Raw genomic sequence first — 23,063 nt, forward strand, 5'->3', positions numbered from 1 at the left:
GTCATGTCCTCAAGGACCTCGCCCCCGGGATCGAGGTGATCTGCGTCCAGCCGTCGGGCGCACCGGCGCACCGCCCTCCCGTGTCATACGCCTGCCGGGGTCACTTGGGTACGGAGACCACGGAGTAGGTCGTGTCGGGCGTCGGGGTCGTGGTGAAGCGGGCGTTGGGCAGGTAGAGCCGCCCCCGGAAGGCCGCCACCGTCGTGGGCACGTCGAAGGCGGGGTCGGTGATGCGGCGGCGGAAGACCCCGCTGCGGCCGTCCCCGGCCAGCGTGAACACGTCGACGGCGTTCTGCCGGTTCTGCACGACGTACAGGGTCCGTCCGATGAGCAGCAGGCCGTCGCCGTTGGTGAGCGGGGCCGCGTCCCCGAGGTCGACCGGTGCGGTGACCCCGGTGCGCGGGTCCACCCGGTGCAGGACGCCGACGCCGGACTGCACCACCAGGAGCGCCGAGCCGTCGGGGGTGCGGGTGATGCCGTTGGCGTTGACGACCTCGCCGGGCACCTGGCTCCAGGCGCCGCCGAGGGGGATCCGCACGACGGTGTCCGGTCCGGGCAACTGGCCGTGCCGGCCGAGCGGGAGGGCGTACAGCACGGGCTGGTAGGAGTCGGTGAACCAGGCCGCGCGCGGGCTGAGGAACACGTCGTTGGCGAAGGTGGGCGTGGTGGTGCTCAGCGGGTACGAGGCGAGGATCTCCCCGCTGCGGGCGTCGACCACGCGGGCGCCCTGGGCCCGCCCGGCGACGAACAGCCGTCCGCGGTGGTCGAGTTTGAGGCCGACCGAGGGCGTGCCGGGTCCGGCCGAGACGAGGGTGCCGGTGCCGGTGCGCAGGTCGAGGCGGTGGAGGGAGCCGTCGCCTAGGGAGCCGAGGTAGGCGTAGGGGCCGCCGCCGATGGTGATGCCCTCGGGGCGGAAGCCGTTGGGCAGGGGGATGACGGCCGGTCCGGAGGCGGCCCGCGCGGGCGCGCCGACCAGTGCGGCACCGGTCGCCGCGGCGCCCGCGGTCAACAGGCCGCGGCGGCTGAGGGGTTGTGCGAAGGAACCGTGAGTGGGAGCCACGGGGAGCCCTTCCGCGTGAGGGACCGACGGCAGGCCGGTCCGACGTCGACTGGGGGTCCAGCCCATCACACGGGCCGCGTCCCTCACAGCACCCCACAGCCGTTCGACAGCGTCTCGACAGCAGCTGACCGGGTTGTGACGCTCCGTCCGTTCACTGACGGACCGTGCGTGCCGGAGGGCGCCCCGGTGCGGGGAGGCGCCCTCCGGTACGCCGGTGTGCCCTACAGGGCGACGCCGAGCAGCGCGTCCACGGCGCGCGAGACGACGCCGGGGGCGGCGATGTCCTCGCCGCCGCGTTCCTGCTGGAGCGCGGCCCAGCGGTCGACGGCGGCGAGGGCGGCCGGGGCGTCGAGGTCGTCGGCGAGTGCCTCGCGGATCTCCTCGACGAGCGCCTCGGCGGGCGGCCCGTCGGGCCGGGAGACGGCGGCGCGCCAGCGTGCGAGGCGGTCCTTGGCGTCCTGGAGCACCTGGTCGGTCCACTCCCAGTCGGACCGGTAGTGGTGGGCGAGGAGCGTGAGGCGGACGGCGGCCGGGTCGACGCCCTCGCGGCGCAGCGCCGAGACGAAGACCAGGTTGCCCTTGGACTTGGACATCTTCTCGCCGTGCAGGGCGACCATGCCGGCGTGGACGTACGCCTTGGCCATCGGGAACTCGCCGGTCAGCACCTGGGCGTGCGAGGCGCCCATCTCGTGGTGCGGGAAGACGAGGTCGGAGCCGCCGCCCTGGACGTCGAAGCCCATGCCGAGGTGGTCCAGGGCGATGGCGACGCACTCGATGTGCCAGCCGGGGCGCCCCCGGCCCAGGGAGCCGCCGTCCCAGCTCGGCTCGCCCTCCCGGGCCGCCATCCACAGCATCGGGTCGAGGGGGTTCTTCTTGCCGGGGCGGTCGGGGTCGCCGCCCCGCTCGGCGGAGAGCAGCCGCATGGCGGCGGCGTCGAGGTGGGAGACCTGGCCGAAGTGGGCGTCGGACTCGACGGAGAAGTAGATGTCGCCGTCCAGGTCGTAGGCGGCGCCCGCGTCCCGGAGCCGCTCGACGAGCGGCACGATGCCGGGTATCGCCTCGACGGCGCCGATGTAGTGCCGCGGGGGCAGCATCCGCAGGGCGGTCATGTCCTCGCGGAAGAGGGCGGTCTCCTTCTCGGCGAGCGCCACCCAGTCGAGGCCGTCGCGCTCGGCGCGCTCCAGCAGCGGGTCGTCGACGTCGGTGACGTTCTGGACGTAGTGAACCTGCCGCTTGGTGTCGAGCCACACGCGCTGCACGAGGTCGAACGCGTTGTAGGTCGCCGCGTGACCCATGTGGGTCGCGTCGTACGGGGTGATCCCGCAGACGTAGATACGGGCGACAGGACCGGGGTCGAGGGTGACGGGTCCACCGGTCGCGGTGTCGTGGATCCGGAGGTCGCGGCCCTCGCCGGGCAGGGCGGGGACCTCAGAAGCGGGCCAGGCATACATGTCATGAGCGTAACCGGACCGCGGTTCCATATACGAACCGGATCGGGCCGGATGGCCGGTAAGGCGTTCTTGCGGGTGCGGGGCCGGTGTGCTGGGGCTATACGGGGGGCCAGGGGATCGCGGGCCATTCGCCGCCCGGCTCGGGGTGGGTGCCGGAGGTGAGCATCGCGGCGATCCGGGCGCGCGTGGCGTCGAGCTCGGCGGCGGTGATCAGGGGGGTGAGGGCGGCCGTGAGGGCCCCGTCGGCCGCGAGCGCCCGCTGGAGGCCCTCCAGTACGGTGACGGCCTCGGCGGTCAGGGGTTCGCCCGCCCAGCCCCACAGCAGGGTGCGCAGCTTGTCCTCGACGTTGAAGGTGACGCCGTGGTCGATGCCGTAGAGCCGCTCCCCCGCCGCGGGCAGCAGATGGCCGCCCTTGCGGTCGGCGTTGTTGATGACGGCGTCCAGGACGGCGAGGCGGCGCAGCCGCTCGTCGTCGGCGTGCACCAGCAGGGCCGTGCGGCCCTCGCCGACCTCGGCGAAGCCGACGGCGCGCCAGCCCGGCCCGGGTTCCTCCCGGTCCACCAGGGCGAGCAGCTCGGCGCCGGGCACGACGTCGATCCACAGCTGGCACATGCCCTCGCCGTAGGGGCCGTCGCGCAGCACGGTGGGCGGGACCAGGCCCCAACCGGTCGCCTCGGAGACCGTGTACGCGGCGACCTCACGCCGGGCGAGGTCGCCGTCGGGGAAGTCCCACAGCGGCCGCTCGCCGGCGATCGGCTTGTAGACGCAGGACGCCTCCTGGCCGCCGAGGGAGACGGTGCAGAACAGGGCGGCGTTGGAGGCCTCGCGGATGCGGCCGCGTACGGTCAGCTCGCCCTCGGTGAGCAGGGCCGTCGGGGTCACGCTCCGCGACGGTATCCGTTCTGGCGCGGACATACGTGTCCCTCCGGGTCCAGGGGCAGGCTGCACAGCGGGCACGGCGGCCGCCCGGCGTTGACGACGTCCAGGGCGCGCTTGGCGAAGGCCCTGGCCTGCGCGCCGGTGAGGCGGACCCGCAGCATCGGGGGGCCGTTCTCCTCGTCCTGCAGGAGCCGCTCCTCGGCCTCGGCGAGGTCCTCGTCGGACTCGGCCTCCAGCTCGACCAGGGCCTGCGCCTCCACGATCATGCGCTGTTCGTCGCCGTCCCAGGCCAGCGCCATGGTGCCGACCCGGAACTCCTCCTCGATCGGGGTGTCGAGGGGGGCGGTGTCGGAGACCTCGTTGGGTGCCATGGCGGGGACCGGGGCGCTGCCCCCGGTGCGCCGTACGACCTCGTCGAGGAGTTCGTCCATGCGTTCGGCGAGGGCCGCGACCTGGGTCTTCTCCAGGGCCACGCTGGTCACCCGGGAGCCGGCGGACGCCTGGAGGAAGAACGTACGGCGTCCGGGCAGTCCGACCGTGCCGGCCACGAAACGCTCCGGCGGGTCGTAGAGGAACACCTGACGGGACACGTCCTGTCTCCATGGGAATCGTGAGGGGACTCGTGAGCGGGGCCGCTACCGCGACCGCTTCACCCTACTGCTCCCGGCGATCACGGTGCGCCCGCACCGCCACCCACCGGGGCGTCGCCGGCGGGCGGTTCCTCGCGCGGCGCGAGGGAGGCGAAGTCCCCGGTGTCGCCGAGGCGGACGAGGAACGGCCTCAGACGGGTGTAACGGATCGCTGTGATGGAACAAGGTTCCACAGCGATCCGCTGGAAGAGGTCGAGATGAAGCCCCAGAGCCTCCGCGACGAGCGACTTGATGATGTCGCCGTGCGAGCACATCAGGTACACGGCGTCGGCGCCGTGGTCGCGCTCCACGCGCGCGTTCCACTCGCGTACGGCTTCGGCGGCGCGTGTCGACATCGCGCGCATGGACTCCCCGCCGGGGAAGGCGGCGGCCGAGGGGTGGGCCTGGACGACGTCCATCAGCGGCTCGTCCTTGAGTTCGGCGAGCTTGCGGCCGGACCAGTCGCCGTAGTGGCACTCGCCGATCCGCTCGTCGGTGTGGACGTCCAGCCCGGGCCGGGATTCGAGGAGCGGCGCGACGGTCTCCCGGCAGCGTTGCAGGGGGCTGGCGACGACCTCGGAGATCGGCAGCCCGGCGAGGCGTCCGGGGAGGGCGGCGGCCTGTGCGGCGCCGCGTTCGTCGAGGGCGACGCCGGGGGTCCAGCCGGCGAGCAGCCCTTCGGTGTTGGCGGTGGAACGTCCGTGCCGGACCAGGATCAGGGTGGGCATGCGGCCCAGGGTAGGCGTACCTCCGGGTGCGTCGGCCGGGAGTGGACGGGAGAATACGCTCCGTGATCGTCGACTGTGCCATCTACCGGGACGGGCGGCGGACCGAGGGCCCGCGGGACCTCTCCGACGCGCTGGGCGCGGCGCGGGCGGCGGGCGGGTTCGTCTGGATCGGCCTGCACGCGCCGTCGCCGGAGGAGTTCGACCTGGTCAGCCAGGAGTTCGGGCTGCATCCGCTGGCCGTCGAGGACGCGTTGAAGGCCCATCAGCGGCCCAAGCTGGAGGTGTACGACGACTCCCTGTTCGTGGTCCTGAAGCCGGTGGTGTACGAGCCGCGCAGCGACGCCGTCTCCACCGGTGAGGTGATGGTCTTCCTCGGTGACTCCTTCGCGGTGACGGTCCGTCATGGCGAGGGGGCGCCGCTGAAGGCGGTGCGGGCGCGGCTGGAGCGGGAGCCGAAGCTGCTCGCCAAGGGGCCCACCGCGGTGCTGTACGCCGTGGCGGACGCGGCGGTGGACCACTACGTCGAGGTCGCCGCGGAGCTGCTGACCGACCTGGAGGAGCTGGAGGCGGACGTGTTCTCGCCGAGCGGCGGCTCCCGGCACGCGGCGTCCCGCATCTACACCTTCAAGCGGCAGATCCTGGAGTTCCGGCGGGCCACGGGACCCCTGGCGATGCCGGTGGCACGGCTGGCGGGGACGGGCGGGGGGATGTCGGTGCCGTTCGTGAACGACGCGGCGCGGCCGTTCTTCCGGGACGTCGGCGACCACCTGACGCGGGTGAACGAGTCGGTGGAGGGCCTGGACCGGCTGGTGTCGGACATCCTCTCGGCGCATCTGGCGCAGATGAGCGTCCGGCAGAACGACGACATGCGGAAGATCTCCGCGTGGGCGGCCATGGCCGCGGTCCCCACGATGATCGCGGGGATCTACGGCATGAACTTCGACCACATGCCCGAGCTGCACTGGGCGTGGTCGTACCCGGCCGTGATCGGGATCATGGCCGCCCTGGAGGTCCTGCTCTACCGGACGTTCAAGAGCAGGGGCTGGCTGTGAGGCGCTAGGCGAACTCGGGGGCGGAGGTGGCGGGGCCGCCGAGGGCGTCGCGGCGCTCGGGCATCTCCAGGGAGACCATGCGGCGCCAGCCCGCGGCCCGTTCCCAGGCGTACACGGCGCGGATGCCCGCGGCGAGCACCGCGGACTTGGCGCGCGGCCAGCCGAGGATGCGGCCCATGTGGGCCATGACGGCGAGGCTGACGTCCCGGTAGACGCGGATCTCGGCGAGCGCGCACTCCCTGAGGGCCTGCTGGATCGCGCGGCCGTGGCCGGCGCGGGCGAAGCGCAGCAGTTCCTCGTGGCAGTAGGCGAGGTGGTTGTCCTCGTCGTTGGAGATCATCCGTACCGCGCGGCCGAGGTCGGGGTGGTCGGAGAAGTGCTTGCGCAGCAGCTCCATCTCCTCGGAGGCGCGCTGTTCGGTGACCCTGCTGTGGGCGAGGTAGGTGACGATGTCGGGCACGGTGAGCTGTTCCTCGCCCTTGAGCTTCTCGTGGGCCAGGCCGATGCCGTGCCGTTCCAGGAGCATCGTGTAGTCGGTCTCGGGCGGGACGGGGACGGCTTCCAGTCCGCGCTTCTTCATCAGGGCGGTGAAGATCCGCCCGTGTTTGTCCTCGTCGGCGCCGTGGCGGGTGATCTTGGGCGCCAGTGCGCGTTCCCCTTCGGGGACGAGCGCGGCGATCCGGGCGTTCTCCCAGCCGCCCTGGGACTCCCCGCTCGCGGCGATGGAGCAGAACAGTGCGAAGGACTCGTCGTTGTCGAGGATCTCCTGGAACAGACTCTTGGCCGAAAGCATCGTGAGCACCTCTCTGCGTGCCTGCACGGAACTCCGCAAAGAACGAGTCAAATGCGGTGCGAGGGATGCCGCAACAGTTGTGTCGGACAACTCCGCCAAAAGGAGGACCCGCGGGGTCACGCTCGGGGCGTAACCGCGCGGGCGGGTGGCGCGTTGTTCCGCGTGACGGCCGTGGCGGGGAAGACCCCCGAGCCCCCACCACGGCCGCGGAACTTTCCCGCGGGTCTCCCGCCGGGCTTCACGCGAGTCCGGCGCGCTCCAGGGCCTCGGTGCCGGCGCGCAGGGCGGCGAGGCGCTCGTCGAGGGTGAAGCCGGCGGGGGCGAGGGTGAGGGTGGTGACGCCGGCGGCGGCGTAGGCCTTCATCCGGTCCGCGATCCGGTCGACCGAGCCCAGCAGGGCGGTCTTGTCGATCAGGTCGTGCGGTACGGCGGCCGCGGCGCCCTGCTTGTCGCCGGAGAGGTACTTTTCCTGGACCTCGACGGCCTCCTTCTCGTACCCCATGCGCCGGGCGAGCTGGTTGTAGAAGTTCTGCTTGCGGCTGCCCATGCCGCCGACGTACAGGGCGGTGTAGGGACGGAAGGTGTCGGCGAGGGCCGCCACGTCCTTGTCTTCGCCGAGGGCGAGGGGCAGGGTCGGGCAGACGTCGAAGCCGTCGAGGGTCTTGCCGGCCTTCTCGCGGCCCGCGCGCAGGTACGAGATCGCCGTGTCCTCCAGGTGCTCGGCGGAGGGGAAGATCAGCAGCGCGCCGTCGGCGATCTCGCCGGTCTGCTCCAGGTTCTTGGGGCCGATCGCGGCGATGTACAGCGGGATGTGCTCACGGGTGGGGTGGACGGTGAGCTTCAGGGGCTTGCCGGGGCCGTCGGGCAGCGGCAGCGTCCAGTGCTCGCCGTCGTGGCTGAGGCGCTCGCGGCTCATCGCCTTGCGCATGATCTCGACGTACTCGCGGGTGCGGGCCAGCGGCTTGTCGAACTTGACGCCGTACCAGCCCTCGGAGACCTGGGGTCCGGAGACGCCGAGGCCGAGGCGGAAGCGGCCGCCGGAGAGGGAGTCGAGGGTGGCGGCGGTCATGGCCGTCATCGCCGGCTGCCGGGCCGGGATCTGGAAGATCGCCGAGCCGACGTCGATGCGCTCGGTCTTCGCTGCGACCCAGCTGAGCACGGTGGCGGCGTCCGAGCCGTAGGCCTCGGCGGCCCAGCAGACGGCGTAGCCGAGGCGGTCGGCCTCCTGGGCGACGGCGAGGTTGTCGCCGTCCATTCCGGCACCCCAGTAGCCGAGGTTGATCCCGAGCTGCATGGCCGATTCCCCTTACTGATCAGTAACGTCCCTGTTCCCGAGACCTTAGCGCGGTGACGCCCCTGGCGGGGAGGGTGGCGGGGTACGGCGCGGGCGCCGATGTCGTTGACGGCGAAACTGGTTATCCACAGGCACCCATCTGGAAGGCTCTGGCCAGTAATCTCGGCGTCCATGGAGCAGAGGCATCTCGGCCGGACCGGCCTTCGTGTGTCCCGTATCGGACTCGGCACACTCACCTGGGGCAGGGACACCGACGAGCATGACGCCGCGGACCTCCTGAAGACCTTCTGGGAAGCCGGCGGCACCCTCGTCGACACGGCGGACGTCTACGGCGACGGAGAGGCCGAGTACCTGCTCGGGCAGCTCATGGAGGGGCTGGTGCCGCGCCGGGACCTGGTCATCTCGACCAAGGCCGGCAGCGTGCCCGACCCGGACCGCCGGGTCGACGGCTCGCGCGGCCATCTGCTCGCCGCGCTGGACGCCTCGCTGGCCCGGCTCGGCACCGACTACGTCGACCTGTGGCACATCCACTCCTACGACCCCGAGACCCCGCTGGAGGAGACCCTCCAGGCCCTCGACATCGCCGTCAGCAGCGGCCGCGCCCGGTACGCGGGGGTCTCCAACTTCTGCGGCTGGCAGCTCGCCAAGGCCGCGACCTGGCAGCTGGCGGCGCCGGGCATACGGACCCGGCTGGCCGGTACGCAGCTGGAGTACTCGCTGCTCCAGCGGGGCGTGGAGCGCGAGGTGCTGCCGGCCGCGCTGGACCTCGGCATCGGCCTGCTGCCCTCCTCCCCGCTGGGCCGCGGGGTGCTCACCGCCAAGTACCGGGCCGCCACTCCGCCGCCCGACTCCCGGGGCGCCTCCGATCATCTGGCGCCCTTCGTGGCGCCCTATCTCGACGACACCGCGAGCCGGATCGTGGACGCGGTGCGGACCGCGGCGGACGGGCTCGCGGTCACCCCGCTCCAGGTGGCCCTCGCGTGGGTCCGCGACCGGCCCGGGGTCACGGCCCCGATCATCGGCGCGCGCAACGCGCAGCAGCTCACGGGGGCGTTGTCAGTGGAGGCCCTTAGTCTTCCTGACGAGATCTGCCGGGCTCTCGACGACGTGTCGGCGCCCGTGCACCGCTATCCCGATCACGACTGGAGCACGCTGTGAGCACGGAGCCCGAGACCGCGGGAGAGACCGGACCGGGAACGCCGGACGGGACACCCGAGGGTGCGGAGCCGGAGGGCGTGAAGGAGGACGCGGAGGGGGCGGGCGCCGCCGCGGGCGAGAGCGGTGAGGGCGGCGGTGAGGGCGCCAAGCAGGTGAGCGAGGCCGAGGCCGAACTCGCCGCCCAGCGGGTGGAGCGGGAGCGGATCGCGCGGCGCAGGGCCGAGCGGTCCGGGCCCGTCGAGGCCGGGGCCAAGCTCAGTGGCACCGCTGCCGACCTGCTGGCCGCCGTCCGCGCCGTGGAGGGCGGTGCGAAGCCCACGGCCACCGTCTTCGCCGAGCCCGATCCCGCTCCCGCTCCCCGGCGGCCGGCCCCGGAGCCGGTACGGCGGACCGTGCCGGCGGCCGCCGAGGCACCGGCCGCGGCCGCGCCGGGGACCGTGGAGGACGTACGGAAGGTGCTCGCCGAGGGCGGTGCCCCGGCCCCGCTCGCCGCGCAGGCCGCGGCGGCGCTCGGGGAGGGCGCGGCGGAGCGTCTGCGGGCGGATCCCTGGCAGTTGCTGCGGGTCGGCGGGGTCCGGCCGGAGCAGGCCGACGGGTTCGCGCGGGCGCTGCTCGGCGCGGAGTGCGGTCCGGACGACGAGCGGCGCGGGCGCGCCCGGACGGTCTGGCTGCTGGAGCAGGCCGCCGTGGCCGGGCACACCGCGCTGGAACTGCCGACGCTCACCGCGGCGCTGGTCCGGCAGGGCGTGCCGGACGCCGACGCCGCCGTGCAGAACGCCCTGGCCGAGGGGGAGGTGCTGGCCTTCCAGGACGCGGTCGACGACGAGCCGGGTGCGGGCGAGGAGGAGGGGGCGGCCGAGGACGGCGGCGAGGACGGTGCGGAACGGCCCGTGCGGGTCCTGGTCGGTCTGGAGCGGTACGCCCTGGCCGAGGAGAGCCTCGCCGACGGTCTGGGCCGACTGCTCAACTCCAAGCCGGAGGAGGCTGGTTCAGGGTCGGGCTGGGAGGAGGCCGCCGACGCCGCCGGGGGGTCGGCCGGGGAGCTGATCCGGGCGGTCGCCGGTCACGCGCTGGTCCTGCACACCGGCGGGGCGGCCTCGCTCGCCGAGCCGGCGGCGCTGCTGCGCGCGGCGCACGGCACGGGGCTGCGCGCCTGGGCCGCCGCCCACGGGCCGCTGGGCCGGGGCGCGTTCGCCGCGCTGCTCGGCGAGGACACGCACGTCGCCACGGTCGCCGGACTGCTCTCCGGTGCCGAAGGACCCGGGCGGGACGCGGACGGGGCCCTCGACCTCGACCTGCTGGTCCTGCTCGACTCGCCCCAACTGGACGTGGAGACCGCCGCGCTGGTCGTGGAGTCGCTGCCGGACGGGGCCCGGCTGGTACTGGCCGGGGACCCCGGGGTGCTGTGGTCGGCCGGGGCGGGGCGGGTGTTCGCGGATCTGCTGGCCGCGCGGGTCTGTCCGCAGATCGCCTCCCGGCGGCCTGACCCCGGCCCGCTCGGCGAGCTGGTCTCGGGCATCGGGATCGGGGAGCTGAGCCAGGTCGAGGCGCCCGGCAAGGAGGTCGTGATCGTGCCGGTGCGGGACGCCGGTGAGGCCGTGCACCGGACGGTGCAGCTCGTCGCCGACTCGGTGCCCCGGGCGATCGGCATCCAGCCCGAGGACACCCAGGTGATCACCCCGGGCCACGGCGGGGCGGCCGGCACCTGGGCGCTCAACAGCGCGCTGAAGGAGCGGCTCAACCCCGGCCCCGGCCGCTTCGGCGGCTTCGACCCGGGCGACAAGATCGCCTACTCCCCCGCGCCGGGGCGTACGGTGCCGGGCCGCGTGGTCACGGCCGACGCGGACGGGCTGCACCTGTCCTGCGCGGGCGAGGACGTCGTCGTACCGAAGGAGCGGGTGGAGCAGTCCGTGCGGCACGGGTGGGCACTCACCGCGCATCAGGCGGCGGGAAGCCGGTGGCCCGCGGTCGTGGTCGTGCTGCCCGGTGACGCGGCGGGGGCGCTCAGCAGGCCGTGGGTGTACACGGCGTTCGGCCGGGCGGAGCGGCATCTGTCCGTGGTGCACGGCGTGGAGCAGGCGCTGCCCCGGGCCGTGGCCGAGGTTGCGGCCAAGCCCCGGACGACGCGGCTGGCGGAGCTGCTCGCGCCGCAGGTCCCGGCGGACGGCCGGTAGCGGCGACCGTACGCGGCGGGGGCGGTGGCCCGGAGTCGGAACTCCGGGCCACCGCCCCCGCGTGCGTGCGTGGATCCGGCGGCGCGGCCGGCGGACGGGATCAGCGATCGGCGTCCAGCGGTTCCAGGTCCTCCTCGTCGTCGACCAACTCCGCGTCCAGGTCGTCGTCGGCCTCGTCCGTCTCCTGGCCGGGGCCGTCGGTGTCGTCGTCCTCGTCGTCGAGTTCGTCGAGTTCGTCGTCGAAGACCGCGCTGACGTCGAAGCGGCAGACCACCTGCTGCGGGTCGAGCTGTTCGAACGGCGTCTCCAGCCATTCGCCGGCGTCGGCCGGTTCGTCGGCCGCGGTCACCCAGAGCGTGGAGTCGCCCTCCTCCAGGCCGAACTCCTTGTGCCGGGAGGCGATCTCGTCCGGTTCGAACTCGCCGAAGAGGATGCCCAGCGCACCGTGGACGGTGCCCGACGCCTCCTCGTCCAGGTCCGCGTCGTGGTCCGCGGCCTCCACTCGCCGTGCCTGTGCCAGCAGCCGCTGCGGTTCCGCCACGGTGTAGTCGCGGCGGATCAGCACGCTCAGCGCGTTCGGCTCCTCGGGACCCGCGTACGGGGGCAGACCGTCGTCCGTGCCGGGGATCTCGAAGGGCGTGACCTCGTCGTACCGGTCGTAGAGCAGCTCGTCGTACGCCTCCGCGGCGGTGGCCAGGAGGTTGAACGCGTCGTAGACGGCCGGGTCGTCCTCCCCCGACCTGCGTTCGACCGCGGCGAGATGGCGGTCGAGCGCGGTCTTGACCGCCTCGGCGGCGGCGCGTACCTCGGCAGCGGTGGGCTGCGCAGCATCAGACATAGTGCAGACGCTATCCGTACCGGGCCCCAGCCCGCACAATAGATGCGATGCCGGAATACGAATTTGTCGACGTGTACGTACCGCGCGGGGTCTCCCGCAAGGACGCCACACGTCTGCTGACGGACCATGCCGAGTACGGACACTGGGAGTTGGACCGACTGAGCCTGTTGCGCGACGGAAGCCGCAGGGTGCGGCTGCGCCGGAGGATCATCCGGCAGGTACGCGCCACCTGGTGAGAGCGGCCGGATACGGAGCGGGCCCCGCTTGACCGGCGGGGCCCGCTCCGTCGTGGGTGGGTGCTCAGGCCGCGGCGCGTGCCCTGCGGTACAGCACGGCGCCCGCCAGGACGGCGCCGGCGCCCACGGGCAGGGCCAGTCCCAGGGGGAGTTCGGCGCCGGTCGCGGCGAGCAGACCGCCCGCCGAGGACTGCGCTACCGAGTGCGTCCCCGGGCCGTCGGTCAGCGGGGTGCCGTCGGGGTGGGTGCCGCCCGAGGTGGACGCGGTGCCGCCGCCCCCGTTGCCCCGGTCGTCGGGGCTGCCGCCGTCGCCGGGGTTGCCCCGGTCGTCGGGGTTCCCGGACGGGCCGCCGGGGTTCTCATGGCCGGATCCCGGCGGGTTGTGCCCGCCGCCCCCGCCCCCGTGCTCGCCGCCGTGTCCTCCGCCGTCGCCGCCCGGCCGGGTCTGCCCTCCCCCGCCGGATCCGCCGTAGCCGCCTCCGTCGTTCGCGCAGTCGTTGCCCGTCGTGCCGTTGCCGATCCCGATGACGTCGACGCTGTTGCCGCAGACGTTGACGGGCGCGTGGACGGGCACCTCGACATGGTTGCCGGACCCGACACCGGGCGAGTCCGAGGCGTGACCGCCGGAGTGCGCGCCCCCGGAGCCTCCCGAGCCGCCGGAGTGTCCACCGGAGTGCCCGTCGGCGTCGCCGTACCCGCCGTGCGCGCCGACGGAGCGGTTGACGCAGGTGTTGCCGACCGCGGGGTTGAGGATCCCGACGACGTCGACGGTGTTGCCGCAGGCGTTGACCGGGACATGGACCGGCACCTGGACGGTGTTGCCGGAGAGGACTCCGGGCGAGTTCGCGGCGGCTCCGCTCGCCCCCGAGTGGGCCTGGGCGGTTCCCCCCGCGGCGGCGATCACACCGGTCGCGGCCGCCACGGTCATCAGGCCCTTGCGGGTGACCTGTCGCATCGCTGAATTACCTGCCTTCCCCCACACGAAAAGTGAAAAGACCGGTCGGTCCCGGAGCGCATGGAACGCGCTCCGGGACCGACGGCGTGGAACTCAACCCGTAAAAGGAAGGGTCACTGGTTGACGCAGGTGTTGCCGAAGGCGGGGTTCAGCAGACCGATCACGGAGATCGTGTTGCCGCACACGTTCACCGGGATGTGCACGGGAACCTGCACCACGTTGCCGGACAGCACACCCGGGGAGTGCACGGCGGCACCCTGGGCACCCGAGTCGGCGACGGCCAGACCCGCACCCGCGAGAACCAGGCCACCGGTGGCAGCCGCAGCGGCGACGACCTTCTTGATCATTATTCCTCCTCGTTGGCAATGCGATCCCAAGTAACGGATCACATGACCAGTAACGAGGAGGGAGTAATGGAGCTACGAGCTTATCGTCGCATTCACTCTTCTCAGTTATTTCCGCACGGGCGGGCGAATCGGGAGTTCAGGCGTTCTCAGGACGCGTCGAGGAACCGGTCGAGCACGCGGACACCGAACTTGAGTCCGTCCACCGGCACCCGCTCGTCGACTCCGTGGAACATGCCCGCGAAGTCCAGCTCCGGCGGCAGCCGGAGCGGCGCGAAGCCGAAGCAGCGGATGCCGAGGTCGTCGAAGGACTTGGCGTCGGTGCCGCCGGAGAGCATGTACGGCACGGCGCGCGCGATGGGGTCCTCGGCGCTCAGCGCGGTCTGCATGGCGTCGACGAGCCTGCCGTCGAAGTCGGTCTCCAGCGCCTTGTCGGCGTGCACGTCCTCACGGCGGACGCGCGGGCCGAGCAGCCGGTCGAGGTCGGCGAGGAACTCCTCCTCGTACCCGGGCAGGAAGCGGCCGTCGACATGGGCGGTGGCCTGGCCGGGGATGACGTTGACCTTGTAGCCGGCGCCGAGCATGGTGGGCGCCGCCGAGTTCTTCAGGGTCGCGCCGACCATCTTGGCGATGCCGCCGAGCTTGGCGAGCGTCTCGTCCATGTTCTCGGGGTCGAGTTCGGTGCCGAGGGCGTCGGAGAGCTCGTCGAGGAAGGACCGCACGGTCTTGGTGACGCGGACCGGCCACTGGTGCCGGCCGAGCCTGCCGACGGCCTCGCACAGCTCGGTGATGGCGTTGTCGTCGTTGGTCATCGAGCCGTGGCCCGCGGTGCCGTCGACGGTGAGCCGCATCCAGTGCATGCCCTTCTGGGCGGTCTCCACCAGGTACAGCCGCAGCTTCTCGTTGACGGTGAAGGAGAATCCGCCGACCTCGCCGATCGCCTCGGTGACGCCCTCGAAGAGCTCGGGGTGCTTCTGGACCAGGTACTTGGCGCCGTAGGTGCCGCCGGCCTCCTCGTCGGCGAGGAAGGCGAGGACGATGTCGCGCGGGGGCTTGCGGCCGCTGCGCAGCCGGTCGCGCACGACGGCCAGCGTCATCGCGTCCATGTCCTTCATGTCGACGGCCCCGCGCCCCCACACGCAGCCGTCGGCGATCTCGCCGGAGAAGGGGTGGTGGGTCCAGTCGGCCGCGTTGGCCGGGACGACGTCGGTGTGACCGTGGATGAGGAGGGCCGGCCGGGAGGGGTCCTCGCCCTCGATGCGGGCCACCGTGGAGGCGCGCCCCTGGTGCGACTCGATGATCCGCGGTTCGAGGCCCACCTCGGCGAGCTTCTCGGCGACGTACTCGGCGGCCTTGCGCTCGCCGGGGCCCGAGTGGTCGCCGTAGTTGCTGGTGTCGATCTGGATCAGCTCGCGGCAGAGGTCCACGACCTCGTCCTCGCTGGTGACGCTCCTGGTCGTGTCCGTCCCGCTCACGCTGGTTCCTCCCGCTGTCACTGCTGGTGGTTCCCCTCATCCTCCTCCTGGGACCGGCCGGGCCCAAGCCCGCCCCTCGCACGTCACGAGGCGTTCACGCCCGGGCGGGGGTGATCGGCCCCCTTCGAAAGCCTGGTAATGTTTCCTCTGTCGCCACGGGGGAAACCCCACGCGACAGACACCTTGTCCGGGTGGCGGAATGGCAGACGCGCTAGCTTGAGGTGCTAGTGCCCTTTATCGGGCGTGGGGGTTCAAGTCCCCCCTCGGACACCAGCTGGTTCACAGCATCGAGTGCCGATCGGGAGCGATCCCGGTCGGCACTTCGCGTTTCCGGCCTTCGGCGCTCATGGACCCCGTTCCCCGCCGGGCGACACGCTCCGCAGTCACCCTGCCGCTCTGTGTGGGGCATCTCTCCCCACCCTCATAAAACTGCAGGTCAGCGCCTCGCCTTCGGTACGCGCACGGCCCGCGGGAGGCCGTGCTGGGTGGCAGCGCCCGGGGGACGCACCTAGCGTCGTACTAAAATTTCCGGCTTGTTACGGAGCCGGAGCCGGACAACCCCAGGCAGACCTGCGGGCCCGCCGGCGCCCCGGAGGCTTCCGGGATCGAGACGCGAGGACCCGATGGCAGCCATACACGAGAGCAGCGCTCTCGGTCTGCTCGACGAAGAGATCCGCGAGCGATTCGGTGACAGGGCACGATTCTCCGGAGGTCACGCGGCCTCACCACGCACCCTGGTCGACATTCTCGACGCGTCCGTGCGGTCGTACCCGGACGAGCCGGCCCTGGACGACGGCCGGACCCGGCTGACCTATCGCGCGCTGGCCGTCGAGGTCGCCCGGGTGGGGCGGCTGCTCGCCGACGCCGGTGTGGGTCTCGGGGACCGGGTGGGTGTGCGGGTGCCGTCCGGGACCAACGATCTCTACGTCGCGGTGCTCGCGGTCCTCGCGGCCGGCGCGGCCTATGTGCCGGTCGACGCGGAGGACCCGGACGAGCGGGCCGAGCTGGTGTTCGGTGAGGCGGGGGTGCGGGCCGTCGTCGGGGCGGGGCACGCGATCACCTCGCACGGCCGGTCGGAGGTGCCCGCCGGGCGGCCCGGCACCGGGCACGACGCGTGGATCATCTTCACCTCCGGCTCTACCGGGAAGCCCAAGGGCGTCGCCGTCAGTCACGAGAGCGCGGCCGCGTTCGTGGACGCGGAGGCCGCTCTGTTCCTCGCCGAGGAGCCGATCGGGCCCGGCGACCGGGTCATGGCCGGTCTCTCGGTGGCCTTCGACGCGTCCTGCGAGGAGATGTGGCTGGCCTGGCGGTACGGGGCCTGTCTGGTGCCCGTGCCCCGGTCGCAGGTGCGCAGCGGCGCCGATCTCGGGCCGTGGCTGGTCGAGCAGGAGATCACGGTCGTCTCGACGGTGCCGACGCTGGCCGCGCTGTGGGAGCCGGAGACCCTCAACGACGTACGGTTGCTGATCTTCGGCGGTGAGGCGTGTCCGCCGGAGCTGGCGCAGCGGCTGGTGACCGAGGGGCGGGAGGTGTGGAACACCTACGGGCCGACCGAGGCGACCGTGGTGGCCTGCGCCTCGCTGATGACGGGCGCGGAACCGATCCGGATCGGGCTGCCGCTGAACGGCTGGGAGCTGGCCGTGGTCGACGAGGCCGGGGAGCCGGTCCCGATGGGTGACAGCGGTCAGCTGGTGATCGGCGGCGTGGGGCTGGCCCGCTATCTGGACGCCGAGAAGGATGCGGAGAAGTACGCGCCGCTGCGGTCGTTGGGCTGGGAGCGGGCGTACCGCAGTGGTGACCTGGTCAAGGCGGAGCCCGAGGGGCTGATCTTCCTGGGGCGGGCCGACGAGCAGATCAAGCTCGGCGGGCGGCGGATCGAGCTGGGCGAGGTGGACTCGGCGCTCCAGGCGCTGCCCGGGGTGGCCGGCGCGGCGGCGGCGGTACGGACCGCGCGCAGCGGCAACCAGCTGCTCGTCGGGTACGTCGTCACCCAGGACGGGTGGGACCAGGCGGCGGCCGTGCAGCGGCTGCGGGCCGAGCTGCCGGCGGCGCTGGTGCCGCTGCTGGCGCCGGTCGCGGAGCTGCCGACCCGGACCAGCGGAAAGGTCGACCGCAACGCGCTGCCGTGGCCGCTGGAGAACCTCGCCACCCCGGAGGCGGAACAGCTCTACGGCACCGAGGCGTGGCTCGCCGAGCAGTGGACGGCCGTCCTCGGCATCCCGGTGACCGGCGCCGGTGACGACTTCTTCGCGATCGGCGGGAGCAGCCTGGCGGCCGCCCAGCTGACGACGAAGCTGCGGGTGCGCTATCCGAGCGCGGCCGTGCTCGACATCTACCAGCGGCCGACGCTGCGGAAGCTGGCGCGGCACCTGGAGGAGTCGGCGCAGGACGACGGTGCCCGGCGGACGGTCCGGCCGGTGCCCGTGCGGGCGCAGGCCGTGCAGGCGCTGGTGCTGCTGCCGCTGTTCACGCTGCTCGGGCTGCGCTGGATGGTGCCGCTGGCGGCGCTGGGCAATGTGCTGTCCGGGTACGCGTGGCTGCCGACCGCCCCCTGGTGGCTGGTGGCGGCCGGGGCGCTGCTGCTGTTCAGTCCGCCGGGGCGGCTCGCGGTCGCGGCGGGCGGGGCCCGGCTGCTGCTGCGGGGGCTGCGGCCCGGCCGGTACCGGCGTGGTGGGAGCGTCCATCTGCGGCTGTGGACGGCGGAGCGGCTCGCGGAGTTCAGCGGGGCGACCTCGCTGACCGGGAGCTGGCTGGAGCGGTACGCCCGGGCGCTGGGCGCGAAGGTGGGTGCGGACGTCGATCTGCACTCGCTGCCGCCGGTGACCGGTCTGCTGAAACTGGGGCGGGGCGCGGCCGTGGAGTCCGAGGTGGATCTGTCCGGGTACTGGCTGGACGGGGACCGGCTGGAGGTCGGCGCGGTCAAGGTGGGCGCGCATGCCGTGGTCGGTACGCGCAGTGTGCTCTTCCCGGGTGCCCGGGTCGGCAAGCGGGCCGAGGTGGCGCCGGGCTCGGCGGTGACGGGGCAGATCCCCACCGGGCAGCGCTGGGCGGGTGCGCCCGCGGTGAAGCTGGGCCGGGCCAAGCGGAACCTGCCGGGCGAGCGGCCGCGCCGGGGCACGTTCTGGCGGACCATGTACGGCGCGAGCGGTCTCGCGCTGAGCGCGCTGCCGGTGCTGTCGGGTGCGGCGGCGCTCGCGGTGGCGTACCCGTTCGTCGACGCCGGTGCTCCCCTGGCGGGCGCGGCGGTGGCGCTGGTGCCGGCGACGCTCGCCTTCGGGCTGGCGTACGCGCTGCTGATCCTGGTGGGTGTGCGGCTGCTGAGTGTGGGGCTGCGCGAGGGCACGTACCCGACGCACAGCCGGGTCGGGTGGCAGGCCTGGACCGTGACGCAGTTGATGGACCGCTCCCGGGAGACGCTGTTCCCGCTGTACGCGGGGCTGGTCACGCCGTTGTGGCTGCGGCTGCTGGGGATGCGGATCGGGCGGGGCGCGGAGGTGTCGACGGTGCTGGCGCTGCCCAGTCTGACCACGGTCGGCGACGGCGCGTTCCTCGCGGACGACACGCTGACGGCGCCGTACGAGCTGGGGGGCGGCTGGATGCGGATCGGGCGGGCCGAGATCGGGCGGCGGGCGTTCCTCGGCAACTCGGGGATGACCGCGCCGGGGCGGAGCGTGCCGGACGGCGGTCTGGTGGGGGTGCTGTCGGCGACGCCGAAGAAGGCCAAGAAGGGCACCTCGTACCTGGGGCTGCCGCCGGTGAAGCTGCCGCGCAGCAGTGGCGGCGGTGACGGGAGCCGGACGTACGATCCGCCGGCGCGGCTGCTGTGGGCGCGCGGGCTGGTGGAGCTGTGCAGGATCGTGCCGGTGTTCTGCTCGGCGGCGCTGGCGGTGCTGACGGTGGCGGCGCTGTGTGTGCTGGGCGGCTGGGCGTGGCTGCTGGGCGGGGTGGTGCTGCTGGCCGCGGGCGGGGTGGCGGGGCTGGTGTCGATCGTGGCGAAGTGGGCACTCGTCGGGCGGCACCGCGGCGGGGAGCATCCGCTGTGGTGCGGGTTCGTGTGGCGCAACGAGCTGGCCGACACCTTCGTCGAGGTGCTGGCCGTGCCGTGGCTGGCGGGTTCCGTGCCGGGTACGCCGTTGTTGACGGTGTGGCTGCGCGGGCTCGGCGCACGGATCGGCAAGGGCGTGTGGATCGAGAGTTACTGGCTGCCGGAGACGGATCTGGTGACCCTGGAGGACGCGGCCACGGTGAACCGGGGCTGTGTGCTGCAGACGCACCTCTTCCACGACCGGATCTTGCGGACGGATACTGTGGTCCTCCGTGAGGGCGCGACGCTGGGCCCTGGCGGAATCGTCCTGCCCGGCAGCACGGTCGGGGCCCGCACCACGTTGGGTCCCGCGTCGCTGGTGATGGCCGCGGAGTCCGTTCCCGACGACACGCGCTGGCTGGGCAACCCGATCGAGGCGTGGCGGCGCTAGGCGCGGCCCGTACGACGTCGGGGGCGGGGGACGTCGTACGAGCACAGCGCAGGGAGCAGACGCAGCAGTGGCAGTTCAGCAGTCCATGGGCGCGGACCCGTACTTCCCCGACAACGGCGATGCCCGTTATCGGGTGCATCGGTACGAGCTGGCGCTGGACTACCGCCCGGGTCCCAACCGGCTGTCGGGGACGGCGCGGATCAACGCCATCGCGGGCCGGTCGCCGGTCGCCGAGTTCCAGCTGAACCTGGCCGATTTCCGGATCGGCCGGGTCCGGGTGGACGGCCGGCAGCCGCACTACTCGCATCGTGGGGGGCGGCTGCGGGTGAAGCCCGCGAAGGTGATCCGGCCGGGTGCCGCGTTCACCGTGGAGGTGCACTGGTCGGGCAATCCGAAGCCGGTCAGCAGCCCCTGGGGCGGGCTGGGCTGGGAGGAGCTGGAGGACGGGGCGCTGGTGGCGAGCCAGCCGGTCGGGGCGCCGTCCTGGTACCCGTGCAACGACCGTCCGGCGGACAAGGCGTCGTACCAGATCTCGGTGACGACGCCGTCGGCGTACTCGGTGGTCGCGGGCGGGCGGCTGCTGACCCGGACGACGAAGGCGTCCACGACGACCTGGGTGTACGAGCAGGCCGCGCCGACGTCGAGTTATCTGGTCGGGCTGTCGGTCGGGAAGTACCAGACGGTGCTGCTGGGTGATCCGGGGCCGGGCGGGGTGCCGCAGCACGGGCACATCCCGGCGCATCTGCTGCCGCGGTTCTCCCGGGACTTCGCGCGCCAGCCGCAGATGATGGAGCTGTTCCAGGAGCTGTTCGGGCCGTACCCGTTCGACGAGTACGCGGTCGTGGTGACCGAGGAGGAGCTCGATGTGCCCGTGGAGGCACAGGGGTTGTCGCTGTTCGGCGCCAACCATGTGGACGGGGCGCGGGGTTCGGAGCGGCTGGTCGCACATGAGCTGGCCCACCAGTGGTTCGGCAACAGTGTCTCGATCGCCGACTGGCGGCACATCTGGCTGAACGAGGGGTTCGCCAAGTACGCCGAGTGGCTGTGGTCGGAGCGGTCGGGTGGGCGGACGGCGCAGCAACTGGCCGCCGCCGCCCATCGGTTGCTGGCCTCGCAGGCGCAGGATCTGAAGCTGGCCGACCCGGGGCGCAAGCTGATGTTCGACGACCGGCTGTATCAGCGGGGCGGGTTGACGGTGCATGCGTTGCGCTGCGCGATGGGGGACGAGTCGTTCTTCCGGATGCTGCGGGGGTGGGCTTCGCTGCACCGGGGTGGGGCGGTCACCACGGCTACGTTCACGGCGCATGCGGCGCGGTTCGCGAGTGAGCCGTTGGAGGAGTTGTTCGACGCGTGGTTGCGGCGGGGGGCGTTGCCGCCGTTGCCCACTCCGGTGACGGCGATGCCTGCGCGGCCGCCGTATCCGCCGAGTGCGGGGGCTTCGGCGTGAGTGTTTGTCCTTGCGGGCTGGGTGGGCCGTACGAGGGGTGTTGTGGGCGGTATCACTCGGGGGCGGTGGCGGCTCCTACGGCTGAGGCGTTGATGCGGTCGCGGTACAGCGCGTTCGTTCGGGGGGATGTGGCTTATTTGCTGCGGACCTGGCATCCGCGGACTCGGCCGTCCGGGCTGGATCTTGATCCTGGGGTGCGGTGGACTGGGCTGGTGGTTCTTCGTACGGAGGCGGGGAGCGCGTTTCATTCCACGGGGGTGGTGGAGTTTCGTGCCTCTTATCGGGGTGGGTCCTTGTGTGAGCGGAGTCGGTTCGAGCGGGTTGAGGGGGCGTGGGTTTACGTGGACGGGGAGTTTTTGGAGTAGGGGGGTTGGTCGGCTGCGGCGCCGTTGGGGCTTGTCGCGCAGTTCCCCGCGCCCCTGGGGGGTGGGTGGTTGGGCGCCGTTGTCGGGTTTTGCGCAGTTCCCCGCGCCCCTGTCGGATGGCTCTGCGGCGCCGTTGGGGCTTGTCGCACAGTTCCCCGTGCCCCTTGAAAGATGGCGCCGTTGGGGCTTGTCGCGCAGTTCCCCGCGCCCCTTGAAAGATGGCGCCGTTGGGGCTGGTCGGGCAGTTCCTCGCGCCCCAGAAGGGACCCAGGGGCGGGCCGCTGCCCTGTTTTAGGGGGCCAGGATGTCCAGTTCCTGGAGGGCGCCTGTGGTGATTTCTCGGACCAGGTGTTCGGCTCGGGGGGCGTCCTTGGCTCTGATTGCTTCGGCTACCTGGACGTGGAGGGTTACCGCGGCGGGGTCGGGGTCTTCGAACATGACCTCGTGGTGGGTGCGGCCGGTGAGGACCTCGGCGACCACGTCGCCCAGTCGGGCGAACATCTCGTTGCCGGAGGCCGTGAGGATGACCCGGTGGAAGGCCATGTCGTGGAAGAGGTAGCCCTCCAGCTGGTGGCCTCGGGAGTTGGCGACCATGCCGAGGGCGCACTCGGTGAGTTCCGCGCACTGCTCGGCGGTGGCGTTCCTGGCGGCGAGGCCCGCGGCGACCGGCTCGATCGCCGAGCGCAGCACGGTCAGTGAGCGGAGCTGGTGGGGGCGGTCGGCGCCGGCCAGCCGCCAGCGGATGACCTGCGGGTCGTAGACGTTCCACTCGGACCTGGGGCGGACCGTGACACCGACCCGGCGGCGGGACTCCACCAGGTACATGGACTCCAGTACGCGTACCGCCTCGCGCATCACCGAGCGGGAGACGTCGAAGCGCTGGGCGAGTTCGTCGGTGCGTAGGACGCTGCCGGGCGGGTAGTCGCCCGCGGTGATCGCGGGGCCGAGGGTTTCCAGGACCTGTCCGTGCAGCCCCCGGCCGGTTGTGCTCATGCACACAGCGTACGGGGGAGCTCACGGGAACAAAAAGTCAGACTTATTCGTCACAGACACTTGAATTCGTCGTACCTAATGGGTTTCAGTGTGGCCGACGTCAGATGTCGACGTCGTTCGTCGAGGAAGACAGCGAGGCAGTGATGCACACCCCCCACGTCGTCGTTGTGATGGGCGTCGCCGGTACCGGCAAGACCACGATCGGTCCCCTGCTCGCGGCCCGGCTGGGCGTCCCGTACGCCGAGGGCGACGACTTCCACCCGCGGGCCAACATCGACAAGATGTCGGCCGGTGTGCCGCTCGGCGACGAGGACCGGTGGCCGTGGCTGGACGCCATCGGCGCCTGGGCGCACGAGCGGACCGGGCTGGGCGGGGTGGCCAGCAGCTCCGCGCTGAAGCGGGCGTACCGCGACCGGCTCAGGGCCGCCGCTCCGGGGCTGGTCTTCGTGCACCTCGCGGGCGACCGCGCGCTGATCGAGGACCGGATGCGGCAGCGGCAGGGGCACTTCATGCCGACCGCGCTGCTGGACTCCCAGTTCGCCACGCTCCAGCCGCTCCAGCCGGACGAGGCGGGCGTCGTGGTGGACGTCTCGGGTTCCCCCGAGGAGATCACCTCGCGCGCCAAGGCCGCGCTCGACGCCCTCGGCACGACGTCCGCTCCGGCGCCGTAACACCCCCCACGCGCTCCCTCCCCCCTCCCCCGTAACCGCAAGGAA

The 23,063-nt window shown here is 72.6% G+C and carries 20 protein-coding genes and 1 tRNA gene; 9 read left to right on the top strand and 12 right to left on the bottom strand.

Annotated features, from left to right (window positions below; all coding sequences use genetic code 11):
- Positions 1 to 100 precede the first annotated feature (100 nt).
- The 5 genes from ABT296_RS24585 to ABT296_RS24605 all read right to left on the bottom strand — a co-directional run bounded on the left by ABT296_RS24585 (position 101) and on the right by ABT296_RS24605 (position 4,748).
- A complete protein-coding gene (locus ABT296_RS24585; protein WP_351930791.1) occupies positions 101 to 1,060 on the bottom strand; it encodes an SMP-30/gluconolactonase/LRE family protein in 960 nt (319 codons plus the stop codon).
- Between the two features lie 221 nt (positions 1,061 to 1,281).
- Entirely contained in the window at positions 1,282 to 2,511 is a 1,230-nt protein-coding gene (gene mshC, locus ABT296_RS24590; protein ID WP_351930792.1) for a cysteine--1-D-myo-inosityl 2-amino-2-deoxy-alpha-D-glucopyranoside ligase, read from the bottom strand.
- Between the two features lie 97 nt (positions 2,512 to 2,608).
- Positions 2,609 to 3,427 carry an SCO1664 family protein gene (locus ABT296_RS24595; protein ID WP_351930793.1) on the bottom strand — a complete coding sequence of 273 codons (819 nt, stop codon included), beginning with the start codon at positions 3,425 to 3,427 and terminating at the stop codon, positions 2,609 to 2,611.
- Positions 3,391 to 3,981 (bottom strand): DUF3090 domain-containing protein, encoded by a 591-nt coding sequence (locus ABT296_RS24600; protein ID WP_351930794.1) that lies wholly within the window; start codon positions 3,979 to 3,981, stop codon positions 3,391 to 3,393. Before ABT296_RS24600 ends, ABT296_RS24595 begins: the two co-directional genes overlap by 37 nt.
- A gap of 80 nt (positions 3,982 to 4,061) precedes the next feature.
- Positions 4,062 to 4,748, bottom strand: a complete 687-nt coding sequence (locus ABT296_RS24605) for a histidine phosphatase family protein (RefSeq protein WP_351930795.1) — start codon at positions 4,746 to 4,748, stop codon at positions 4,062 to 4,064.
- Between the two features lie 62 nt (positions 4,749 to 4,810).
- Between ABT296_RS24605 and ABT296_RS24610 the strand changes: the two genes are divergently transcribed.
- Positions 4,811 to 5,800 (top strand): magnesium and cobalt transport protein CorA, encoded by a 990-nt coding sequence (locus ABT296_RS24610; protein ID WP_351930796.1) that lies wholly within the window; start codon positions 4,811 to 4,813, stop codon positions 5,798 to 5,800.
- A 4-nt stretch (positions 5,801 to 5,804) separates the two neighbouring features.
- Here the strand turns inward: ABT296_RS24610 and ABT296_RS24615 are convergent, their stop codons facing one another.
- Both ABT296_RS24615 and ABT296_RS24620 read right to left on the bottom strand, forming a co-directional pair.
- Positions 5,805 to 6,593 (bottom strand): ferritin-like domain-containing protein, encoded by a 789-nt coding sequence (locus ABT296_RS24615; protein WP_351930797.1) that lies wholly within the window; start codon positions 6,591 to 6,593, stop codon positions 5,805 to 5,807.
- A gap of 238 nt (positions 6,594 to 6,831) precedes the next feature.
- The gene (locus ABT296_RS24620) at positions 6,832 to 7,887 is read right to left on the bottom strand and encodes an LLM class F420-dependent oxidoreductase (protein ID WP_351930798.1); all 1,056 of its coding nucleotides are present in this window, start codon (positions 7,885 to 7,887) and stop codon (positions 6,832 to 6,834) included.
- A gap of 171 nt (positions 7,888 to 8,058) precedes the next feature.
- Here ABT296_RS24620 and ABT296_RS24625 point away from each other — a divergent pair, with 171 nt between their 5' ends.
- Together ABT296_RS24625 and ABT296_RS24630 are read left to right on the top strand one after the other, a co-directional pair.
- The gene (locus tag ABT296_RS24625) at positions 8,059 to 9,045 is read left to right on the top strand and encodes an aldo/keto reductase (RefSeq protein WP_351930799.1); all 987 of its coding nucleotides are present in this window, start codon (positions 8,059 to 8,061) and stop codon (positions 9,043 to 9,045) included.
- A complete protein-coding gene (locus ABT296_RS24630; protein WP_351930800.1) occupies positions 9,042 to 11,219 on the top strand; it encodes a helix-hairpin-helix domain-containing protein in 2,178 nt (725 codons plus the stop codon). The genes ABT296_RS24625 and ABT296_RS24630 overlap by 4 nt, the downstream gene beginning before the upstream one ends.
- Positions 11,220 to 11,319: 100 nt before the next feature.
- On the opposite strand, the gene ABT296_RS24635 is transcribed toward ABT296_RS24630, so the two are convergent.
- Positions 11,320 to 12,057 carry a hypothetical protein gene (locus tag ABT296_RS24635; RefSeq protein WP_351930801.1) on the bottom strand — a complete coding sequence of 246 codons (738 nt, stop codon included), beginning with the start codon at positions 12,055 to 12,057 and terminating at the stop codon, positions 11,320 to 11,322.
- A gap of 47 nt (positions 12,058 to 12,104) precedes the next feature.
- Between ABT296_RS24635 and ABT296_RS24640 the strand changes: the two genes are divergently transcribed.
- A complete protein-coding gene (locus ABT296_RS24640) occupies positions 12,105 to 12,293 on the top strand; it encodes a DUF5703 family protein (protein WP_005485166.1) in 189 nt (62 codons plus the stop codon).
- 64 nt (positions 12,294 to 12,357) lie between these two features.
- Here ABT296_RS24640 and ABT296_RS24645 read toward each other — a convergent pair whose 3' ends face one another.
- The 3 genes from ABT296_RS24645 to ABT296_RS24655 form a co-directional block, all read right to left on the bottom strand.
- Positions 12,358 to 13,248: a chaplin gene (locus ABT296_RS24645; protein WP_351930802.1), complete on the bottom strand. Its 891-nt coding sequence runs from the start codon at positions 13,246 to 13,248 to the stop codon at positions 12,358 to 12,360.
- Between the two features lie 113 nt (positions 13,249 to 13,361).
- Positions 13,362 to 13,595 (bottom strand): chaplin ChpH, encoded by a 234-nt coding sequence (gene chpH / locus ABT296_RS24650; protein WP_351930803.1) that lies wholly within the window; start codon positions 13,593 to 13,595, stop codon positions 13,362 to 13,364.
- A 146-nt stretch (positions 13,596 to 13,741) separates the two neighbouring features.
- Positions 13,742 to 15,067, bottom strand: coding sequence for a M20/M25/M40 family metallo-hydrolase (locus ABT296_RS24655; RefSeq protein ID WP_351930804.1), 1,326 nt, complete (start codon positions 15,065 to 15,067; stop codon positions 13,742 to 13,744).
- A gap of 185 nt (positions 15,068 to 15,252) precedes the next feature.
- Between ABT296_RS24655 and ABT296_RS24660 the strand changes: the two genes are divergently transcribed.
- The 4 genes from ABT296_RS24660 (at position 15,253) to ABT296_RS24675 (ending at position 21,354) form a co-directional block, all read left to right on the top strand.
- Positions 15,253 to 15,340: transfer RNA gene (locus ABT296_RS24660), tRNA-Leu, on the top strand.
- Between the two features lie 350 nt (positions 15,341 to 15,690).
- The gene (locus tag ABT296_RS24665) at positions 15,691 to 19,542 is read left to right on the top strand and encodes a Pls/PosA family non-ribosomal peptide synthetase (RefSeq protein ID WP_351930805.1); all 3,852 of its coding nucleotides are present in this window, start codon (positions 15,691 to 15,693) and stop codon (positions 19,540 to 19,542) included.
- Positions 19,543 to 19,609: 67 nt separating this feature from the next.
- Positions 19,610 to 20,989, top strand: a complete 1,380-nt coding sequence (locus ABT296_RS24670; protein WP_351930806.1) for a M1 family metallopeptidase — start codon at positions 19,610 to 19,612, stop codon at positions 20,987 to 20,989.
- A complete protein-coding gene (locus ABT296_RS24675; protein ID WP_351930807.1) occupies positions 20,986 to 21,354 on the top strand; it encodes a YchJ family protein in 369 nt (122 codons plus the stop codon). The genes ABT296_RS24670 and ABT296_RS24675 overlap by 4 nt, the downstream gene beginning before the upstream one ends.
- A 291-nt stretch (positions 21,355 to 21,645) precedes the next feature.
- On the opposite strand, the gene ABT296_RS24680 is transcribed toward ABT296_RS24675, so the two are convergent.
- Positions 21,646 to 22,347, bottom strand: a complete 702-nt coding sequence (locus ABT296_RS24680; protein ID WP_351930808.1) for a FadR/GntR family transcriptional regulator — start codon at positions 22,345 to 22,347, stop codon at positions 21,646 to 21,648.
- 143 nt (positions 22,348 to 22,490) lie between these two features.
- On the opposite strand from ABT296_RS24680, the gene ABT296_RS24685 reads away from it, so the two are divergent.
- Positions 22,491 to 23,018 (top strand): gluconokinase, encoded by a 528-nt coding sequence (locus ABT296_RS24685; protein WP_351930909.1) that lies wholly within the window; start codon positions 22,491 to 22,493, stop codon positions 23,016 to 23,018.
- Positions 23,019 to 23,063: the final 45 nt, after the last annotated feature.

It is taken from the genome of Streptomyces sp. NPDC000983, assembly GCF_040299205.1.
Taxonomy (GTDB): Bacteria; Actinomycetota; Actinomycetes; order Streptomycetales; family Streptomycetaceae; genus Streptomyces.